The organism is Thermodesulfovibrio sp. TK500a (assembly GCF_055381765.1).
Genome location: NZ_AP041606.1, coordinates 1,396,089 through 1,412,604, shown reverse-complemented (window position 1 = coordinate 1,412,604; position 16,516 = coordinate 1,396,089). Strand labels below are relative to the sequence as shown.

17 protein-coding genes are annotated in these 16,516 nt (G+C 37.6%); 7 read left to right on the top strand and 10 right to left on the bottom strand.

What is annotated here, in order from left to right; all coding sequences use genetic code 11:
• Window positions 1–30: 30 nt before the first annotated feature.
• Window positions 31–1,383: a TrpB-like pyridoxal phosphate-dependent enzyme gene (locus tag ACZ430_RS07445; protein ID WP_297209327.1), complete on the top strand. Its 1,353-nt coding sequence runs from the start codon at window positions 31–33 to the stop codon at window positions 1,381–1,383.
• Between the two features lie 2 nt (window positions 1,384–1,385).
• Here the strand turns inward: ACZ430_RS07445 and ACZ430_RS07440 are convergent, their stop codons facing one another.
• From ACZ430_RS07440 to ACZ430_RS07400, 9 genes are all read right to left on the bottom strand, one after another.
• A complete protein-coding gene (locus ACZ430_RS07440) occupies window positions 1,386–2,585 on the bottom strand; it encodes a cation:proton antiporter (protein WP_297209330.1) in 1,200 nt (399 codons plus the stop codon).
• Between the two features lie 153 nt (window positions 2,586–2,738).
• On the bottom strand, window positions 2,739–2,906 hold the full coding sequence (locus ACZ430_RS07435) for a hypothetical protein (RefSeq protein ID WP_297209332.1): 168 nt from the start codon (window positions 2,904–2,906) through the stop codon (window positions 2,739–2,741).
• 12 nt (window positions 2,907–2,918) lie between these two features.
• Window positions 2,919–4,661 (bottom strand): putative sulfate exporter family transporter, encoded by a 1,743-nt coding sequence (locus ACZ430_RS07430; RefSeq protein ID WP_297209335.1) that lies wholly within the window; start codon window positions 4,659–4,661, stop codon window positions 2,919–2,921.
• A 280-nt stretch (window positions 4,662–4,941) separates the two neighbouring features.
• Window positions 4,942–5,151 (bottom strand): TOBE domain-containing protein, encoded by a 210-nt coding sequence (locus ACZ430_RS07425; RefSeq protein WP_297209338.1) that lies wholly within the window; start codon window positions 5,149–5,151, stop codon window positions 4,942–4,944.
• Window positions 5,152–5,170: 19 nt separating this feature from the next.
• Window positions 5,171–5,980: a rhodanese-like domain-containing protein gene (locus tag ACZ430_RS07420; RefSeq protein ID WP_297209340.1), complete on the bottom strand. Its 810-nt coding sequence runs from the start codon at window positions 5,978–5,980 to the stop codon at window positions 5,171–5,173.
• A complete protein-coding gene (locus ACZ430_RS07415; protein WP_297209343.1) occupies window positions 5,961–6,752 on the bottom strand; it encodes an acyl-CoA dehydratase activase in 792 nt (263 codons plus the stop codon). Before ACZ430_RS07415 ends, ACZ430_RS07420 begins: the two co-directional genes overlap by 20 nt.
• Window positions 6,749–8,017: a double-cubane-cluster-containing anaerobic reductase gene (locus ACZ430_RS07410; RefSeq protein ID WP_297209346.1), complete on the bottom strand. Its 1,269-nt coding sequence runs from the start codon at window positions 8,015–8,017 to the stop codon at window positions 6,749–6,751. Before ACZ430_RS07410 ends, ACZ430_RS07415 begins: the two co-directional genes overlap by 4 nt.
• A gap of 166 nt (window positions 8,018–8,183) precedes the next feature.
• Window positions 8,184–9,617 carry an SDR family oxidoreductase gene (locus ACZ430_RS07405; RefSeq protein ID WP_297209348.1) on the bottom strand — a complete coding sequence of 478 codons (1,434 nt, stop codon included), beginning with the start codon at window positions 9,615–9,617 and terminating at the stop codon, window positions 8,184–8,186.
• Window positions 9,618–9,686: 69 nt separating this feature from the next.
• Window positions 9,687–10,025 (bottom strand): cupin domain-containing protein, encoded by a 339-nt coding sequence (locus ACZ430_RS07400; RefSeq protein WP_297209351.1) that lies wholly within the window; start codon window positions 10,023–10,025, stop codon window positions 9,687–9,689.
• 321 nt (window positions 10,026–10,346) lie between these two features.
• Between ACZ430_RS07400 and ACZ430_RS07395 the strand changes: the two genes are divergently transcribed.
• Together ACZ430_RS07395 and groL are read left to right on the top strand one after the other, a co-directional pair.
• On the top strand, window positions 10,347–10,613 hold the full coding sequence (locus ACZ430_RS07395; RefSeq protein ID WP_297209354.1) for a co-chaperone GroES: 267 nt from the start codon (window positions 10,347–10,349) through the stop codon (window positions 10,611–10,613).
• A gap of 26 nt (window positions 10,614–10,639) precedes the next feature.
• On the top strand, window positions 10,640–12,262 hold the full coding sequence (groL, locus tag ACZ430_RS07390) for a chaperonin GroEL (protein WP_297209357.1): 1,623 nt from the start codon (window positions 10,640–10,642) through the stop codon (window positions 12,260–12,262).
• Between the two features lie 70 nt (window positions 12,263–12,332).
• On the opposite strand, the gene ACZ430_RS07385 is transcribed toward groL, so the two are convergent.
• Window positions 12,333–13,076: an N-acyl homoserine lactonase family protein gene (locus ACZ430_RS07385; protein WP_339944167.1), complete on the bottom strand. Its 744-nt coding sequence runs from the start codon at window positions 13,074–13,076 to the stop codon at window positions 12,333–12,335.
• A 69-nt stretch (window positions 13,077–13,145) separates the two neighbouring features.
• On the opposite strand from ACZ430_RS07385, the gene hpt reads away from it, so the two are divergent.
• From hpt to ACZ430_RS07365, 4 genes are read left to right on the top strand one after another with little or no spacing between them, the layout of a single operon-like run.
• Entirely contained in the window at window positions 13,146–13,670 is a 525-nt protein-coding gene (hpt, locus tag ACZ430_RS07380; RefSeq protein ID WP_297209363.1) for a hypoxanthine phosphoribosyltransferase, read from the top strand.
• Window positions 13,670–14,038: a 6-carboxytetrahydropterin synthase QueD gene (queD, locus tag ACZ430_RS07375; protein WP_464910491.1), complete on the top strand. Its 369-nt coding sequence runs from the start codon at window positions 13,670–13,672 to the stop codon at window positions 14,036–14,038. Before hpt ends, queD begins: the two co-directional genes overlap by 1 nt.
• A complete protein-coding gene (locus ACZ430_RS07370; RefSeq protein ID WP_464910490.1) occupies window positions 14,013–15,338 on the top strand; it encodes a TldD/PmbA family protein in 1,326 nt (441 codons plus the stop codon). Before queD ends, ACZ430_RS07370 begins: the two co-directional genes overlap by 26 nt.
• A gap of 11 nt (window positions 15,339–15,349) precedes the next feature.
• Entirely contained in the window at window positions 15,350–16,510 is a 1,161-nt protein-coding gene (locus ACZ430_RS07365) for an acyl-CoA dehydrogenase family protein (RefSeq protein ID WP_464910489.1), read from the top strand.
• Window positions 16,511–16,516 lie beyond the last annotated feature (6 nt).

The window sequence follows — 16,516 nt, the reverse complement described above, 5'->3', positions numbered from 1 at the left end:
ATAAACAATTAACTTTTCTGGAGGAAAAAGATGCGCCGAATTCTTTTGTCTGAAAAAGATTTACCTAAACAGTGGTATAACATACAAGCAGATATGCCCAAATTACCACCTCCTCCTTTAAATCCTGCAACAAAAAAACCTATTTCACCTGAGGACCTTCAGGTTATTTTTCCCATGTCTCTCATTGAACAGGAAGTATCCCAACAAAGATGGATTGATATTCCACAGGAAGTCCTTGATATTTATGCAAGTTTTCGTCCCACACCCCTTTACAGAGCTAAAGGGCTTGAGAAAGCTTTAAAAACTCCTGCTAAGATTTATTTCAAGCATGAAGGATTTGGTCCTGCAGGAAGCCACAAGACAAATACTTCTATTCCACAGGCTTACTACAACAAAATAGAGGGTATCAAAAGGATTGCTACAGAAACAGGTGCTGGTCAATGGGGTTCTGCTTTATCTTTAGCAGGTGCTCTCCTTGGAATAGAAATAACCGTCTATATGGTCAGAGTTAGCTATGAACAAAAACCATACAGAAGAATTATGATGGAAACATGGGGAGGCAAGGTATATCCCTCTCCTTCTCATAGAACAGAGGCAGGTAGAAAAATTCTTAAAGAAAAACCAGAACATCCCGGTACTCTTGGCATAGCCATATCAGAGGCCGTTGAAGATGCAGCTTCAAACAAAGATACAAACTACGCGCTCGGTTCTGTTTTAAATCATGTCCTACTTCATCAGACCGTAATTGGCCTTGAGTGTAAGAGACAACTTGAGGAGGTCGGAGATTATCCAGATATAATAATTGGTTGCTGTGGTGGCGGAAGCAATCTTGGAGGAGTTAGTTTTCCATTTCTTTATGACAAAATACACGGTAAAAATTTAAGAGTTATAGCTGTAGAACCAGCAAGCTGTCCGACACTCACAAAAGGAGAGTTTAGATATGACTACGGAGATACAGCAGGTCTCACTCCTTTTTTAATGATGTATACTTTAGGTCACGACTTTGTGCCACCAGGCATCCATGCTGGTGGACTTCGATATCACGGAGACTCTCCTCTTGTAAGCCAGCTCTATCATGACGGACTTATTGAGGCAGTGGCTGTTGGACAGACTGGAGTATTTGAGGCGGCAATACTATTTTCAAGAACTGAAGGTATAATTCCTGCTCCAGAAAGTGCTCACGCCATAAAGGTTGCCATTGATGAGGCTATTAAAGCAAAAGAGGAAGGTAAGCAGAAAGTTATCCTTTTCAACCTCAGCGGCATAGGCTTTCTTGATTTGCCGTCTTATGAGGCCTATTTATCGGGTAAACTCGTTGATTTTGATTATCCCGATGAAAAAATAAGAGAGTCTTTGCGTAAACTGCCAGATATAAAAATTTAAATTTAACTATTTTTACTCTCTTTCCATAGACTTTTAAGAACCAATGGAGCAAGAAGAGTTGTCATAGCAACGACAAATATTATAACTGCATAGAGAGTGTCATCATAAATACCGCTTATTCTTCCAAACTCTGCAAAGATTAGTCCAACCTCACCCCTCGGAAGCATGGAGAAACCTACGCTTAGTTTTTCTTTCATCGTACCTTTTACGATAAAGCCTCCCAGAAGCTTAGAGAAAAGGGCGACAATAAACAAAACTATACTCATAGACCAGAAACTAAGAGAGCTAAAATCTATTGCTTTAAGATTTAGCTGTAGCCCCACATATACGAAAAAAATTGGCGTAAAAAGCCATATTAACGGACTAAGGGATTCCTCAATTTTGTGAATAATTGATTTGTCCGCCTGAAAGGCTGCGGCAAAGGGAATTGTAAATCTTCTTGAAAAGGCAATACCTGCCGTAAAAGCTCCTAATATCTCAGGAGAACCGATTTCATGAGCTGCGAAAGCAAACATTAAAATTACAGCAATTACAACAGGAGGGACAAAATCAAGGGTGTTTAGCTTTTTAGATAAATTGCTCACAAAATAGGCAATTATCTTTCCTGCAATAGGTGCAAAAAGGAAAAAAGTTCCAATATACAGAACAAGAAGAAACGTAGAATTTATATTTATCTCTTGAGTTTTCGAGAATTCATATAATGCAGCCAAAACTATCACGCCAAAAATATCATCAAGAACTGCTGCGCCAAGAACAATCTGGGCAAATTTTTCCTTCATTTTTCCAATATCTTCAAGTACTCTTACTGTAATTCCTATGCTAGTTGCAGTGAGTGTTCCGCCGATAAAAAGAGCTGTTATAATTGAAAAATCAAACAAAAAGTAGGAAACTAAAAATCCCATTCCCATTGGAGCGAGTGCACCTGTAATTGCCACTGCAGCAGCGGAAAAACCTGTTTGTTTGAGTTGTTTTATATCTGCTTCAAGGCCTATATGAAAAAGTAAAAGTATAATTCCAAGTTCAGCGAGTAATTTCATAGCATCATTAAGCGGTATTATTCCTAAAGCACTCTGTCCAAGAATTATTCCAACGAAAATTTCACCAAGCACAGAAGGGATACCAAACTTTGCAAAGATATCACCGGTAAGTCTGGCGAAAAAGAGTAAAATTGCTAAATGAAGAAATATAAGATGAATTTCCATTTCTAAAATAACTATAGAGCGTTTTTACTTCTAAAAAATAAATACGGTATTTTCATCACTGCTGCTCCTGTTGATTTTATTTTAGATTAATCAATATTTACAAGAGATTGCTTTGGGGTAAAAACAAGGGGGGACAAGCCCCCTCTTGTTTTTTCAGTGTGTTCCAGGAAAGAAAGTGTAACTAACCCATACCAATATGAAGAGAAGCGCTATTCCTAAACCTATGCTCCATACAATTAGTTTCTTTTCAACAGGAAGCAAGGGTTCATATTCTGCTTCCATTTTTTTAAGCTCTTCCGCAAGTTTTGGTTCTTCTGCCATTTTACACCTCCCTTATCCAGTTATTATCGGAGGTTTTACTCCGTGGAAGAATATGTAAGATATTATTAAGCCAATCCATAAGATAAATCCAAACAGGCAAAGTAAATACACAACAGCAAGTTTTCCAATTCCTTCTTCCCACAGTTTTCTAAAGTCTGACATTACACCAATTGTGAAAAAGGTAATAAGGAAGAAAAGCACTCTAAGTGAGTTAGTTCCTGATGTTGCAACCTTTGTATCATTAATGATTTTTTTAGATTCTTTAATTGAACCTTCTAATTCTTTAATCTTATTCTTGTTTTCGTTAATCTTTGCTGTAAGTGCCTCTTGCTGAGCAGGCTCTGTAACTGAGGCAAGTTGCTTCTCTGTAGCTGCTATCTCTTTTTTTATTTTATTAATCTGGGCTTCAACAGGCTGAATCTTAGGAGCATGTGGAGCTGATATTAGAAGTATAACTATAAATGTTATTGCATAGGCCATGACAAACTTTGGAAATCTTCTCCATATCTCCTTACCACTGACTTTTTCTCCCGGCTTACATTCAATCTTTGCACACCAGATGTAGGCAAGGATGAATGCCCAGATACTTATAAAAATATCTATGAAAAGCTTTGTAGTTGACGCTGCCATGAGCATCCAGCCTGGCTCGTATTTTATACCAGCAGCTGTTTCAGCCTTTGCTCTCACTAAAGCATCAACTACTGCTCCAGAAGCAAAGGCAGCTCCATCGGTTTTAACGGCAAGCCCCATCCATGCACCAGCAACCATAGGCTCTTTCCATAGAAAAGCTTGGGCAAAGAAAGGAAGAATTATAAGCTCTATAACAGCAAAAATAACAACAAGAGAAGATACCATTATGGGCACAACCGGCCTTGCTTTTATTGCACCACCTGTGGCTATGGCCGCAGAAACGCCGCATATTGAAATTCCTGAGGCAAGAGGCGCTGCCCATTCTCTACTAAATTTAAACCATTTTCTTGCTATAAAGTAAACAAGTGCCCAGTATATGAGATATGCCTCAATAATAGCGCAGAGACCTCTGAATAGAACTGCTGAGGCGAGTCCGAATGCCTCTGCTGACTTTAGTCCAATTAATGCTCCCATTAATCCGATTGCGGTTTTAATATAGAACTCTGGCTTCAACGCCTCACCGATGAATTTTGCAAAGGGTCTGAAGAAATTACCAACAATAAGTCCAAGTATTAGGGCAAAAATAAAGCCACCCTCTCCGGTTAACTTAAGTGACCAGGGTATTCCTGCTTTTTTAGCATCTGTAGCAGCGAAATAGGCATAATGACCTATAAACCAACACAGATAGCTCAACCAGAAAATGAAGAAAAATCCTATGTTAAACTTCACAATGTTAGCTTTCATCAAGGCAGCGCCAATGGAGAAAAGAATTGCCATGAATATATAAGTCAAAATCAGCGAGGCAAAACCTGACAATCCCTTCTTTTCGTAAACATCACCAACTTTGTAAATCGAGGCATCAGAGACAGTGACAGTTTCTTCCTTTCCATCGGATTTTTTGATTGTAAGCTTGTTGCCATCAATCTTTGTTATCTCTCCTTTAACTGACTGATACATCTTTCCAGTAGGAGCAATTGCCTTACTTGAGTCTGTCCATTCCTTAGTGCTTACTACCCATCCCAGAGGGTCTGTGCCCACATAGGATAGAAGAGAAATAACAAAGATTAAGACCGCTAGCCAGAACGCTAGCCAATCCTCACTAATACCTCCTTTTTTCTCCTCCATAGCTTCCCTCCTTTAAAAGAGTTTTTTTAATTTGTATCTCTTACTGCCCTCTACTGTTTTAATTTCACCTCCTTTTTTATGAGACTTGTTGATTTATTTTTGATATAATTATAACTCAATAATTCCACCTTTGCAAGATTTCAATTTACAACAATTTATCACGTCTTTGTTAAGTTTCTAATTTTTATGAATTTTTTTAGATAAAATCCTGACTGGGATTATATTTCTTTAGAAGGTTCTCTAATGTTATGGAGAAAATCAAAATTAATGCCTTTTAAGATTACTCCTTAACAGGCAGCACATGTATGGCTTTTATAATGAGAGTAACAATGTCTCCAGGTTGAAGATTCAATTCTTCACAAGATTCCGTTGTAAGAACAGATGCCATTTCAAAAGGTAAGGTTACTTCAAACTTAACGAGGCTCATTACATCTCCTTTTTTGACTGACTTGACCGTTGCTTTGATTTTGTTTCTTGCTCCATAGTTCATCTTTCTCCTCCTAAATTAGTTATTTTGATGAATTTAATGCTTCTAAATTTAAAATTTCCTCTACTTTACCGGCAAAGAAACAAACGTTATGAAATGCCTCCTTAGCAATTGCATCTGCTACTTTCAAGGTCTCTTGTAGATTTTTACCAAACACAACTATTCTTGTATTCCTATCATCAACAGGTAGCCTACCGTCTTCCTTTGCCTTAAAAATCTCACCAACATCTTTGCCTTCCAACACTTTGTCATGGGGTATGTTCTTACTTATTTTGAGATTTTTTATCTTAAATTCATTCTCTTTTCTGCTATCAATGAAATATGCTGTTCCGTCTTTTTCATAGATATACTTTATGCCCTCAATCTCGCACTGGGTAAGATTTCCAAGAGCTCTCCAAACAGGAATGCCAAGTTGATATCTGTAAACATTTTTAAATCCTTCTTGGACGAGTTCTTTTGAAACTCGCCTTGTTTTTCCACAGTATATGCCATCGCAATACAAGATGATTAGTTTACTTTTGTCATTATTTGCTAATTTCTTTATCTCCTCTTTGTCAGAGGTATAGAGAGCTCTACTAATACCAGGCTTTGGTGATACTGTTACTGCATCTGGAATATGACTTACTGCCCATTCAAAGTATGGTCTGTTATCAATGATTAATGCACCATTCTTTAATGCTTTTCTCATTTCATTTGTAGATATTTGGGGAACTTCGAATTTATCATTGATTATTGAGTCATTAATATCAAACTGTTCAGAAGCCTGTGAAAAATTGAAACCCATGAAACATATTGATAGTAAGATAAAAATTTTAACAATAAACCTTTTCATTCTCCTTCTCTCCTCCTTCTTCTATAAGGCATTTTTCTGCATAAATTGCAGCGCCTAAAGCACCGGCAAAATGATGTTTTTCATGAATTAGTATTCTCTTTCCGATATCAATTTCAATAAGTTTTTTAAGTAAAATATTTCCTGCACATCCTCCCGCAAAGACAATATCTTCCTCTAAGGATATCTTTTTAAGCATTGATATGACCCTTTTTGCTATGGCTCTATGAATTGCTATGGCAATTTCTTCACGGGATATCCCCTTTGATATAAGAGAAATAACCTCTGATTCAGCAAAAACAGTGCACATACTGCTAATTTGTAAGGGACTTTCAATTTCTCCTTCTATTTTTCCAAATTCGTCAATTGAGTATGCCAATGCCGATGCCATTATCTCAAGAAATCTTCCTGTTCCTGCCGCACATCTATCGTTCATCTCAAATTTCTTTACATTTCCCCTTACATCGAGGATTATTATTTTTGTATCCTGTCCTCCTATGTCAATAATGGTTCTGCAAGAAGGCATTAAAGCCCTCGCACCAATTGCAAAGGCTTTAATTTCTGTAATTGTTGGAATATTTCCATTGAAACTCAAAAGATGTCTCCCATAACCTGTTGCAACAGCTTTAATTGGACAGTATTTTTTTAAAATTTCTAAACTTCTGTTTAGAGGTTCGTAGGATGTTTCAATCTTAAACCAATCTATAACCGTCCCTTTTTCAATTAAAACAGCTTTTATGTATCTTGAACCAATGTCTATACCAAGAAAGCTCATCTGAGCGTCTCAATAAAAGCTTCAACTCTTGTTTTAAGTTGGCCAAAATCTTCCATGCTGTAGTCTGTTTCAATACGTATGTAGGGAAAATCAATCTTTTTCTCAATTTTGAATGCTTCCATCATATAGGGAGTGCAGAACTGAAGGGCACAGTGAATCACACCATCTGCCTTGAGTTCTTTGAAGAGACTTTTAACATTGTCAATTCTCTCTTTGTTTGGAGTAAAACAGGCACAATCAATTCCCATATATCTCATTGCAATTTTTTCCAATCCTTCATCAAGGGAGTTAAAGTTTTCATCGGTCAACTCTCTAAAATTTCTACTTCCCACACAGGACTCCTCACCGACAACAACAGCACCGCTATTTTCAACTATTGCATGAAGTTTCCAGTTAGGTATTGCAAAGGGACTACCTGATATAAGAATGCGCGGCGTTCCTTTTGGCGCGATACCATTACCTTTCCTGACTCTCTCTTCAAGTTCGTCACAGAGTTCATTTACTTTCATGGTAAATCTTACAGGGTCATCGTAAAAGGCAATCTGATTTACAAGCAATGCATCAAGTCCTGAAATTGTAGAAGGGTCATATGCCCTTAGTTTGTTAAGCCTTTGCAGGGCAAGTCTTTTTTGGTTAACAATTTCTGTCGCTTTTTTAAGAAGGTTAAGCGTTATCTCTTTGCCTGAGATTTCTTCAATTTTATCTTTAAATTTTCTTACTTCCTCAAGCCAAAGTTTTCTATCAGAGTCATTTTTCATATTAGGGATTTCCATAACGTACATCTTTCTTGTAATTTCATCAAATATTTCATAGGCTTTCTTTTTTCCATCGCAGGTCGTCTCTCCTACAATTAAATCAGTTAGCTCCACATAGGGACAGAGTCCTGAAAGCTTAAATCCCATAAATGCCTTGATTAAAGCACAGGTGTTTCTCGGAACATATTTTTCCGCCTCCTCAAATCCAACTTCTGCACCCGCACAAAGCCCTACAAAAACTCCATCTACTGCGAGCACAAGTTCTTCAGGAACATACACGCAAAAAGTGCCGATTACTTTTCTTTTTTCTTTCTTTGCTTCATAGAGCTCTTCAATTCTTAATCCGTGAACTTCAGATATGACAAAATCAAAATACTTCATTCCCTCAGGTCTGTTTTTCTGGGAGAGATAAATGTTTTTATAGGCATCGGAAAGAACTGAGAGAAGTCCATCATGCTTAACAAGATCTAATCCTAATTCTTTCCATAAGATTGTGTAATCCTTTGACATATCTCTTCCTCCATTTTTTAGGAAGAATTTTAATAAAGAAAATATCGATATGTCCAATAGTTTTATTCTATAAAAAATTTAAAATTCATAATTTTTAACTATCTACATTAAGCATAGGACGAAACTAACGAGCTAAAATATGCTTAGGCGTATTTTTAAGGATTGCTTAAACCTTAACTTTTGCTCCCTCAGCAGTGATTTTTTTTATCATCATATTGAATATCACTTTGTGGAAGGGATAGAACATCCACCAGTAAAGCCTACCCCATAGTCCCTTTGGATAGAAATAGGCTGTTTGCGTAAAGAAGCCCTCTTCTATGGTAAATTCAAGCCATGCCCTTCCAGGTAGCTTCATCTGCGCTTCAAAAAGAAGCCTTTTACCTTCAACAATATCGATAACCTTCCAGAAGTCTACCACATCACCTACCCTTAGTTCGCTGGAAATTCTTCTGCCTCTGTTGATACCGTAACCTCCGAGGAGCTTATCAATAGCTCCTCGGATACTCCAGAGAAAATTCAGGGCATACCAGCCTTTCTGTCCTCCCAACTCTTTGCAAATTTCAAAGATTCTGTGTGACCACGACGGATTTATCTCCCTTGAATATCTATCAACATACACAGCTTTTGATATCTCAGGAATTTTTGGCACATCGCAAAAAAGCCCCTTAGAACTGTCACACCAGCGACTTATAACCTGATTATTCTCAATCTCTCTTAATGCTTTTCTTATAGCTAATTTAAAGGGCGTTATCTTTATTTGAGGAAAATACTTTGCTGCATTATCGTTATTTTTGACTGTTTTTGATTTTAAACCTAAAACAAGTTCCCTTGCCAGTTCAAAGTTAACAGGAGTAAAAAGTATCAGCCAATAAGAAGAAAGCCTCGGAGTAAGCACGGGCACATCTATTATTAGTCTCTTCAATCCCAAAACCTCTGCAGTTTCAATTAGCATATCCTTGAAGGTCATGGGAGGCATACCAATGTCAATTTTATCGTGAATGAGACTCTCCGATAAAATAGCTGATTTAATATAACTAATCACATCATCAATAAATACGGGACAAGTTGGAGTATTGACCCATCGGGGAGTAATCATAACCGGAAGCTTTTCAACCAGATTCCTTAAGATTTCAAAACTTGCGCTTCCTGAACCAATTATTACTCCTGCCCTGAACCATGCCACTTTTACCTTGTCGGGTTTAGAGCTTAAAATCTCTCCTGTTCTATGTCTGCTTCTTAGATGAGGGCTTGCATCTCTGAGTTCTCCAAGCCCCCCAAGATAGACAATTTGGTTTACTCCTGCTTTTTCACAACAGCTTATGAACTTTTCTGCACTTTCCTTTTCCTTTGCCTCATAGTCACTACCCTTTCCCATCATGTGAATTAAGTAAACAGCCAGATTAACTCCATTAAGAGCCTTTTCAAGAACAGGGGTATTAAAGGTATCTCCTTCGTAAACTTCGCACTTTTCTGTAAAAGAATACTCAAGTTTACTTTTATTTCTCACAAGAAGTCTTATTCTAAGGGGCTCACCAAGGAGACTATACACAAGCCTTCTTCCAACAAAACCAGTTGCACCTGTTATTAAAACTGTTTTCATAGGCTCATGCTTAAAATGGAATATTTGAATTTTTTATGAATAACATTAACGTTTACAAAAAACAAAATATCAGTGATGATGACCTTCTTCTGAGTGTCCACCAGCAATTACGTAGACAACCTCTGAATCGAAAGGGTTTTCAAAATAGAGAGTTTCTTCTCCTGTAATATGAAAAGATTCTCCTTCTTTAAGAATTCCTTCCCAATGCCCTGTTACCTTAATCGAGCCCTTAAGAATAAGCACAATCTCCTCGTGTCCTTTGCCCGGTTTTATGAGCCTGTCCTTTTCTAAGGGCTTCATAACTCCATAAATCATATAGCATGCATGAGAACCTGTAAGTTCTGAGCCAATTATGAACTCGCCAGATAAAATCTCTTGAATATCTTTTTTTGTATCAAAAAATTTCATTTAAGACAATTTTAAAGCTTCATACGATAAAATGCAACCTTTAGTAAAAATTCCACCGGGATGAGCTTATAATACTTGTCTTTTGTAATCCTATCTGAATAGTATTGTGGAATGTTAATTTTAAAGTTGGAATATTTAAATAAAAAATTGGCCAAAATAGTAAAAAACGGAATAAATCGAAGATATTAGCCTAAAAAAGCTAAAATTCAGCAAAAAAATACCATATTTGCTCTTGATGGAATCTCTAATTTCAAGTTATATTAGCACTCGGTAGAGTTAGTTGCTAACAAATCAAAATAAAAAATACAAAGGAGGGAGGATATGAAGATTAAACCACTCAAGGAAAGAGTAGTCGTCAAGTATTCATCGGAGGAGCTTGAAAAAACTCCGGGAGGAATTTATGTGCCCGATGTGGCGAAGGAAAAGCCTCAGAAAGGAGAAGTTATTGCCGTTGGTTCTGAGGTAAAGGAAGTTAAGGTTGGAGACACGGTTCTTTTCGACAAGTATGCAGGTTCAAAAATTAAGATTGACGATGTAGAGTATCTGATAATTAAAGAAGAAGAAATTCTTGGAATTGTGGAAAAATAAAAAATTTTTAAAAAGGAGGGAAACATATGGCAGCAAAGCAGTTAATCTTTGGTGATGCAGCAAGACAGGCCGTATTAAAAGGTGTAACACTACTCACAGATGCAGTAAAAGCAACATTGGGTCCAAGAGGAAGAAATGTCGTAATTGACAGAAAATTCGGTTCACCCAATGTAACAAAAGATGGTGTTACTGTTGCAAAAGAGATAGAGCTTAAAGAACCTTTTGAGAACATGGGTGCTCAACTTGTTCGTGAGGTTGCCTCTAAAACCTCCGATGTAGCAGGTGATGGAACAACCACTGCTACTGTACTTGCCTATGCAATCTATAAAGAAGGACTAAAGTATGTCTCCGCTGGTGCTAATTCAATGGACCTCAAGAGGGGAATCGACAAAGCCGTCGAAGCCGTAGTTGAAGAACTCAAAAAGATTTCAAAGCCCGTGGCAGACAAAAAAGAGATTGCCCAGGTCGGAACTATATCAGCTAATAACGACTCTTCTATTGGTGAGCTCATTGCCGAGGCAATGGATAAAGTAGGGAAAGACGGAGTAATCACCGTTGAAGAAGCAAAGGGAATGGCTACAACTCTTGATATAGTCGAAGGAATGCAGTTTGACCGTGGATACATCTCTCCCTATTTCATCACAGACCCAGAAAGGCTTGAGTGCGTATTAGAAGATGCCTTTGTCTTAATACATGACAAGAAAATCTCAAGCATGAAAGACCTTCTCTCAATCCTTGAGCAGATTGCAAGAATGGGAAGACCTCTTCTCATTATTGCAGAGGATGTGGAGGGTGAAGCCCTTGCCACATTGGTCGTAAATAAACTCCGTGGAGTACTCCAGGTTTGCGCTGTTAAAGCTCCAGGTTTTGGTGAGAGAAGAAAAGCCATGCTTGAAGACATCGCCATTCTTACAGGTGGAACTGTAATATCTGAGGATATAGGACTTAAACTTGAAAATGTAAAAATAGAGGACCTCGGAAAAGCAAGGAAGATTATCATTGACAAGGACAACACTACAATTGTTGAGGGTGCTGGAGACCCACAGAAAATTCAGGCAAGAATCAAGCAGATTAAAGTTCAGATTGATGAGACTACCTCTGATTATGACAGGGAAAAGTTACAGGAACGCCTTGCAAAGCTTGCCGGTGGAGTGGCAAGAATAAATGTTGGTGCTGCAACTGAAGCAGAAATGAAGGAGAAAAAGGCAAGAGTAGAAGATGCTCTCAATGCCACAAGAGCCGCTGTTGAGGAAGGAATTGTTCCTGGTGGAGGAGTAGCCCTTCTTAGATGTCAGAAAGCCTTAAAAGGTCTTAAACTTGACAACCATGACCAGCAACTTGGCGTTGAAATAGTAAAGAAAGCCCTTGAAGAACCAATCAAGCAGATAATTGCCAATGCTGGCGTTGAGGCAACACTTATCGTAGAGAAAGTAAAGGAAAACAAAAATACAAACTATGGCTATGACGCCTATGCAGAGAAGTATGTAGATATGATGGAAGCAGGAATTATTGACCCAACAAAGGTCACAAGAACAGCTCTTCAGAATGCAGCCTCTGTTGCAGGCCTAATGCTAACTACAGAGGTCTTAGTTGCTGAAATTCCCGAGGAAGAAAAGAAACCACCAATGCCATCACCTGATATGTACTAAAAAATGAGAGGGCGGAAATAAAAACCGCCCTCTTTTTTAACTCTTACCTGTAAAGGCAAAAATAATTCTTCTATAGAGGAATAGACTCGACAAAGGCAAATTTAGGTTCGTGAAGCGGTATAATTACATCAGCCATTTCTTTAGTTTTTAAAAGTATATCATAGGCCTCATACGAATTAACCAATGTCCCCGGAGGTATTACTTCCATTCCCATTCCTCTTATCTTGGGTGGAGGATTAAGATTTTCTTCGATTACACAAAAACCTGTAATAAGTGCTCTGCCCTTTTCAGTGTCAATCAATATGGACATTCCTCCAGGAGTATGAGCAGGAGTATAAATCATTTTTATACCCGGTAGCACTTCCGTATCTTCTTTTAATTGAACAATCTGACCTTTTTGTTCAATTTCAGCAATAAAATCCTCATTATATCTAAAATCAAGGGGATGAGGATTGTGTATCTGTTTCAACTCGTTTTCATGAACATAAAAAATTGCATTTACACATTTTGAATCATTCTCACAATGGTCATTGTGTAGATGAGTATGAAGAACTATATCGATGTCTTCAGGTTTCAAACCATGTTGCGAAAGAGCTTCTTCAAAAGAATATACTTTTCCTATTGCTTGTTCAATTTCAGAAGAACTGCGGGGTATAAACTCGCCTGTGTCAATCAAAACATTTTTATCAGAACCCTCTATAAGCCAAGAAAATATGGGAATAACAAAGGGTCTGCCATAGTCGTTTTGATAAGTCATCATGCCTTTGTCAAATAGTTTTGCCCCTACTACCATCGGATATATTCGATATTTCATGATATTTATCATAAACTTTCAAAATCTCCAATTGTCAAGTTTAAAATATTTTCTGTTATAATAAAAACCATGTTTATAGGAAAGCCTCTTATTTCAGAAGAACAAATTCAGCGACGGGTAAGGGAACTTGCCTTGAAGATATCTAAGGATTACGAAAAAAAAGACCTTGTTGTTTTGGGCATTCTAAAAGGCTCCTTCATGTTTCTGTCTGATTTAATAAGATACATTAAGAGCCCTCTAAAAGTTGACTTCATAATCGCTTCCAGTTACATAAAAGATAGTTCTTCAGGAGAGGTTAAAATTCATTATTTTCCAAGGGAAGAGCTTAAGGGTAAGGACATCCTTCTCGTTGATGACATAATTGATACGGGTATATCTCTTCAGTTCATAAAAGAAAAAATTCTCGAGCAACAACCTTCATCCCTCAAAATATGCGTTCTCCTTGACAAGAGAGACAGAAGAATAATAGACGTTGCCGTTGATTACATAGGCTTCTCTGTTCCAAATAAATTTATCGTAGGCTATGGTCTTGATTATCAGGAAATGTTTAGAAATATTCCATACATTACTATTTTCAAAAAAGAAGTGTCATAATGTATAAACTTAAGATAATTACCGACTTTGATGCTGCCCATCAACTAAGAGGTTACAAAGGAAAATGCGAAAACATTCATGGTCATAACTGGAAAGTAGAAATTGCCGTTATATCAGAAAGTCTAAACGACATAGGAATTGCCATTGATTTTAAAGAACTTAAGATGATTGCAGAATCGGTTATTTCTAAGTTAGACCATACTTTTTTAAATGAAATTTCACCCTTTAATGAAATAAATCCTTCCAGTGAAAACATTGCAAAGTGGATATACTATTCTCTCAAAGATAAGTTTGATAAATATCCTGTAAGATTGGATAGCGTAACCGTATGGGAGTCTGAGCATGCCTCAGCCACCTATTTTGAGTGATTTATTAGAGGCAGTTAACAAAAAAATCCCTTCCTTAAAAGCTCAGTGGGAACTCTACTGTTTAAGAAGAAAAATTTATAGCATCGAAGGTAAGGACTTGGAAATTGAGAGAACAAAACATGCCCAGAGAGATTTATTTTCTATAAGAGTCATCGATGACATGAGGGCGGGTGCATCAACTTGTTCTGTTTTAGAGGATTTGCCAGATGCTTTCGATGCAGCTCTTAAAATTGCTCAGATTTCAGAGCCTGATGAAAATTTAAGTATTCCAGAGCCTGATATTACAGAGAATATATCGGTATTTGATGAAAATTTATTGTATCTTAAGGAATCTCTCTCGGACCTTCTACTTAGACTTCAAAGGGCTGCTTTTGCTGACAAAAGAATTAAAAAACTCAGAAATGCAGAGATAAATATCACGATTGATGAAAAAGCTATCATTAACTCTAAGGGCATCTCTCTATACCAACCTTTTACAACAATAAGCTCCCATATAGTAGCAATTTCAGAAAACGGACAATCTCAGATGGCATGGGAGTATAGAGTGGAGAGATTTTTTAAGAACATAAATATAGAAGAAGTTGGACAGGAAGCGGCAAGAAAAGCCATAATGTTACTGAATCCTGAGAAAATAAAGTCTTTCAGAGGATGTATTATTTTAGACCCTTCTGTAGCCTGTGATTTTATTGAACTTATTGCTCAATCGCTCTCTGCTGAAAACTACCAGATGGGAAAGTCACTATTTATAGAAAAAATAGGCAAGATGGTTATAAACTCAAAAATCAATATAATCGATGACGGCAAAATTCCTGAAAGATTTGGCTCTACTCCCTTTGACAGTGAGGGAGTTTCTACAAAAAGAAAAACTCTGATAGAAGAAGGGTTTCTCAAACAACTTATGCACAATACATACACTGCTAAAAGAGATAAAACCTTTTCAACAGGCAATGCCATAAGAACAGACAGGGGATTATCTGTTGGCCCAACTAATCTTTATATTGAATGGAAGGGAAATAAAATACCTCTCGAAAAGTTGATAAAAATGGTAGATAGGGGAGTTTACGTAATAGAGGTAATGGGAATGCATACAGCTAATCCAGTAACTGGCGATTTTTCTGTAGGGATTGCAGGAATTTATGTAGAGAAGGGGGAGTTAAAACATCCTGTAAAAGAAGCAGTAATATCTGGAAACATTCTCAATCTCTTTAATAATCTTTTAGCTACAGATGAAGACTTAAAATTTTACGGTCACATAGGGTCAGCAACCCTTCTTGTGGAGGGTATAGATATATCTGGTTAAGGAGGCGTGCGGTGGATTATTTTTTAACAGAAGAACAAAGAATGATAAAAGACCTGGCAAGGCAGATTGCCGAGGAACATGTAAAACCTGTAAGAGCAGAATTAGATGAGACCGGTGAATTTCCATGGGAAATAATGAAAATTCTTGCCCAAGCCGACATGTTCAGAGTATTCATTCCAGAGCAATACGGAGGACTTGGGACAGGTGCTCTTGAACTATGCCTTGTTGTCGAAGAACTATCAAGGGTATGTCTTGGCATCTCAACAACCTATGCAGCAAATGCTCTTGGAACATATCCTATTCTTCTTTTTGGTTCAGAGGAACAAAAACAAAAATATCTTCCAGACATAGCTGATGGAAAACGTCTTGTTGCCTTTGCTCTAACAGAACCCAATGCAGGCAGTGATGCCGGTGGAATTCAAACAACTGCCACTAAAGATGGTGACTACTATATCCTTAACGGCCGAAAACAGTGGATAACAAATGGAGGAGAAGCAGAGATTTATACGGTAATAGCACTTACTGACAAAAGCAAAGGTGCAAGAGGAGCGTCTGCTTTCATTGTAGAGAAGGGAACGCCAGGATTCAGTTTTGGTAAAAAAGAGAATAAAATGGGAATAAGAGCATCCGCCACAAGAGAACTTATCTTTGAAGACTGTAGGGTGCCAAAAGAAAATCTACTTAGCAGAGAGGGAATGGGCTTTATTGTAGCAATGAAAACCCTTGACCAGAGCAGAGTTGGCGTGGGAGCTCAAGGTCTTGGAGTTGCTCAAGGAGCTTTCGAAGAAGCTGCAAAGTTTGCGAAACAAAGAATTCAGTTTGGTCAACCAGTAATAAGTTTCCAGGCAGTCCAGCATATGCTCGCTGATATGGCAATCCAGATTGAAGCGGCAAGAGCACTCATCTATTCTGTGGCAAGATATATAGATAGTGGAGCGAAGGATATAACAAAACCTTCTGCTATGGCAAAAACATTTGCCACCGATGTGGCAATGAAAGTTACTGTAGACGCCGTTCAGATTATGGGAGGCTCTGGTTACATGAAAGAATATCCTGTTGAGAAGATGATGAGAGATGCAAAGATTCTTCAGATATATGAGGGAACTAATCAAATTCAGAGAAATGTAATAGGACAGGAGATAATTAAAGAACTCACAAAGGCAGGAATTTAGTTCAAA

Bases quoted from the DNA above. Each gene is read 5' to 3' on its own strand.
- ACZ430_RS07430 (WP_297209335.1), bottom strand. From the start codon at position 4,661: ATGGAGGAGAAAAAAGGAGGTATTAGTGAGGATTGGCTAGCGTTCTGG.
- ACZ430_RS07405 (WP_297209348.1), bottom strand. From the start codon at position 9,617: ATGAAAACAGTTTTAATAACAGGTGCAACTGGTTTTGTTGGAAGAAGG.
- ACZ430_RS07415 (WP_297209343.1), bottom strand. From the start codon at position 6,752: ATGAGCTTTCTTGGTATAGACATTGGTTCAAGATACATAAAAGCTGTT.
- queD (WP_464910491.1), top strand. From the start codon at position 13,670: ATGTATAAACTTAAGATAATTACCGACTTTGATGCTGCCCATCAACTA.
- ACZ430_RS07400 (WP_297209351.1), bottom strand. From the start codon at position 10,025: ATGAAATTTTTTGATACAAAAAAAGATATTCAAGAGATTTTATCTGGC.
- groL (WP_297209357.1), top strand. From the start codon at position 10,640: ATGGCAGCAAAGCAGTTAATCTTTGGTGATGCAGCAAGACAGGCCGTA.
- ACZ430_RS07435 (WP_297209332.1), bottom strand. From the start codon at position 2,906: ATGGCAGAAGAACCAAAACTTGCGGAAGAGCTTAAAAAAATGGAAGCA.
- ACZ430_RS07425 (WP_297209338.1), bottom strand. From the start codon at position 5,151: ATGAACTATGGAGCAAGAAACAAAATCAAAGCAACGGTCAAGTCAGTC.
- ACZ430_RS07385 (WP_339944167.1), bottom strand. From the start codon at position 13,076: ATGAAATATCGAATATATCCGATGGTAGTAGGGGCAAAACTATTTGAC.
- ACZ430_RS07370 (WP_464910490.1), top strand. From the start codon at position 14,013: ATGCCTCAGCCACCTATTTTGAGTGATTTATTAGAGGCAGTTAACAAA.
- ACZ430_RS07410 (WP_297209346.1), bottom strand. From the start codon at position 8,017: ATGTCAAAGGATTACACAATCTTATGGAAAGAATTAGGATTAGATCTT.
- ACZ430_RS07440 (WP_297209330.1), bottom strand. From the start codon at position 2,585: ATGGAAATTCATCTTATATTTCTTCATTTAGCAATTTTACTCTTTTTC.
- ACZ430_RS07420 (WP_297209340.1), bottom strand. From the start codon at position 5,980: ATGAAAAGGTTTATTGTTAAAATTTTTATCTTACTATCAATATGTTTC.
- ACZ430_RS07445 (WP_297209327.1), top strand. From the start codon at position 31: ATGCGCCGAATTCTTTTGTCTGAAAAAGATTTACCTAAACAGTGGTAT.
- hpt (WP_297209363.1), top strand. From the start codon at position 13,146: ATGTTTATAGGAAAGCCTCTTATTTCAGAAGAACAAATTCAGCGACGG.
- ACZ430_RS07395 (WP_297209354.1), top strand. From the start codon at position 10,347: ATGAAGATTAAACCACTCAAGGAAAGAGTAGTCGTCAAGTATTCATCG.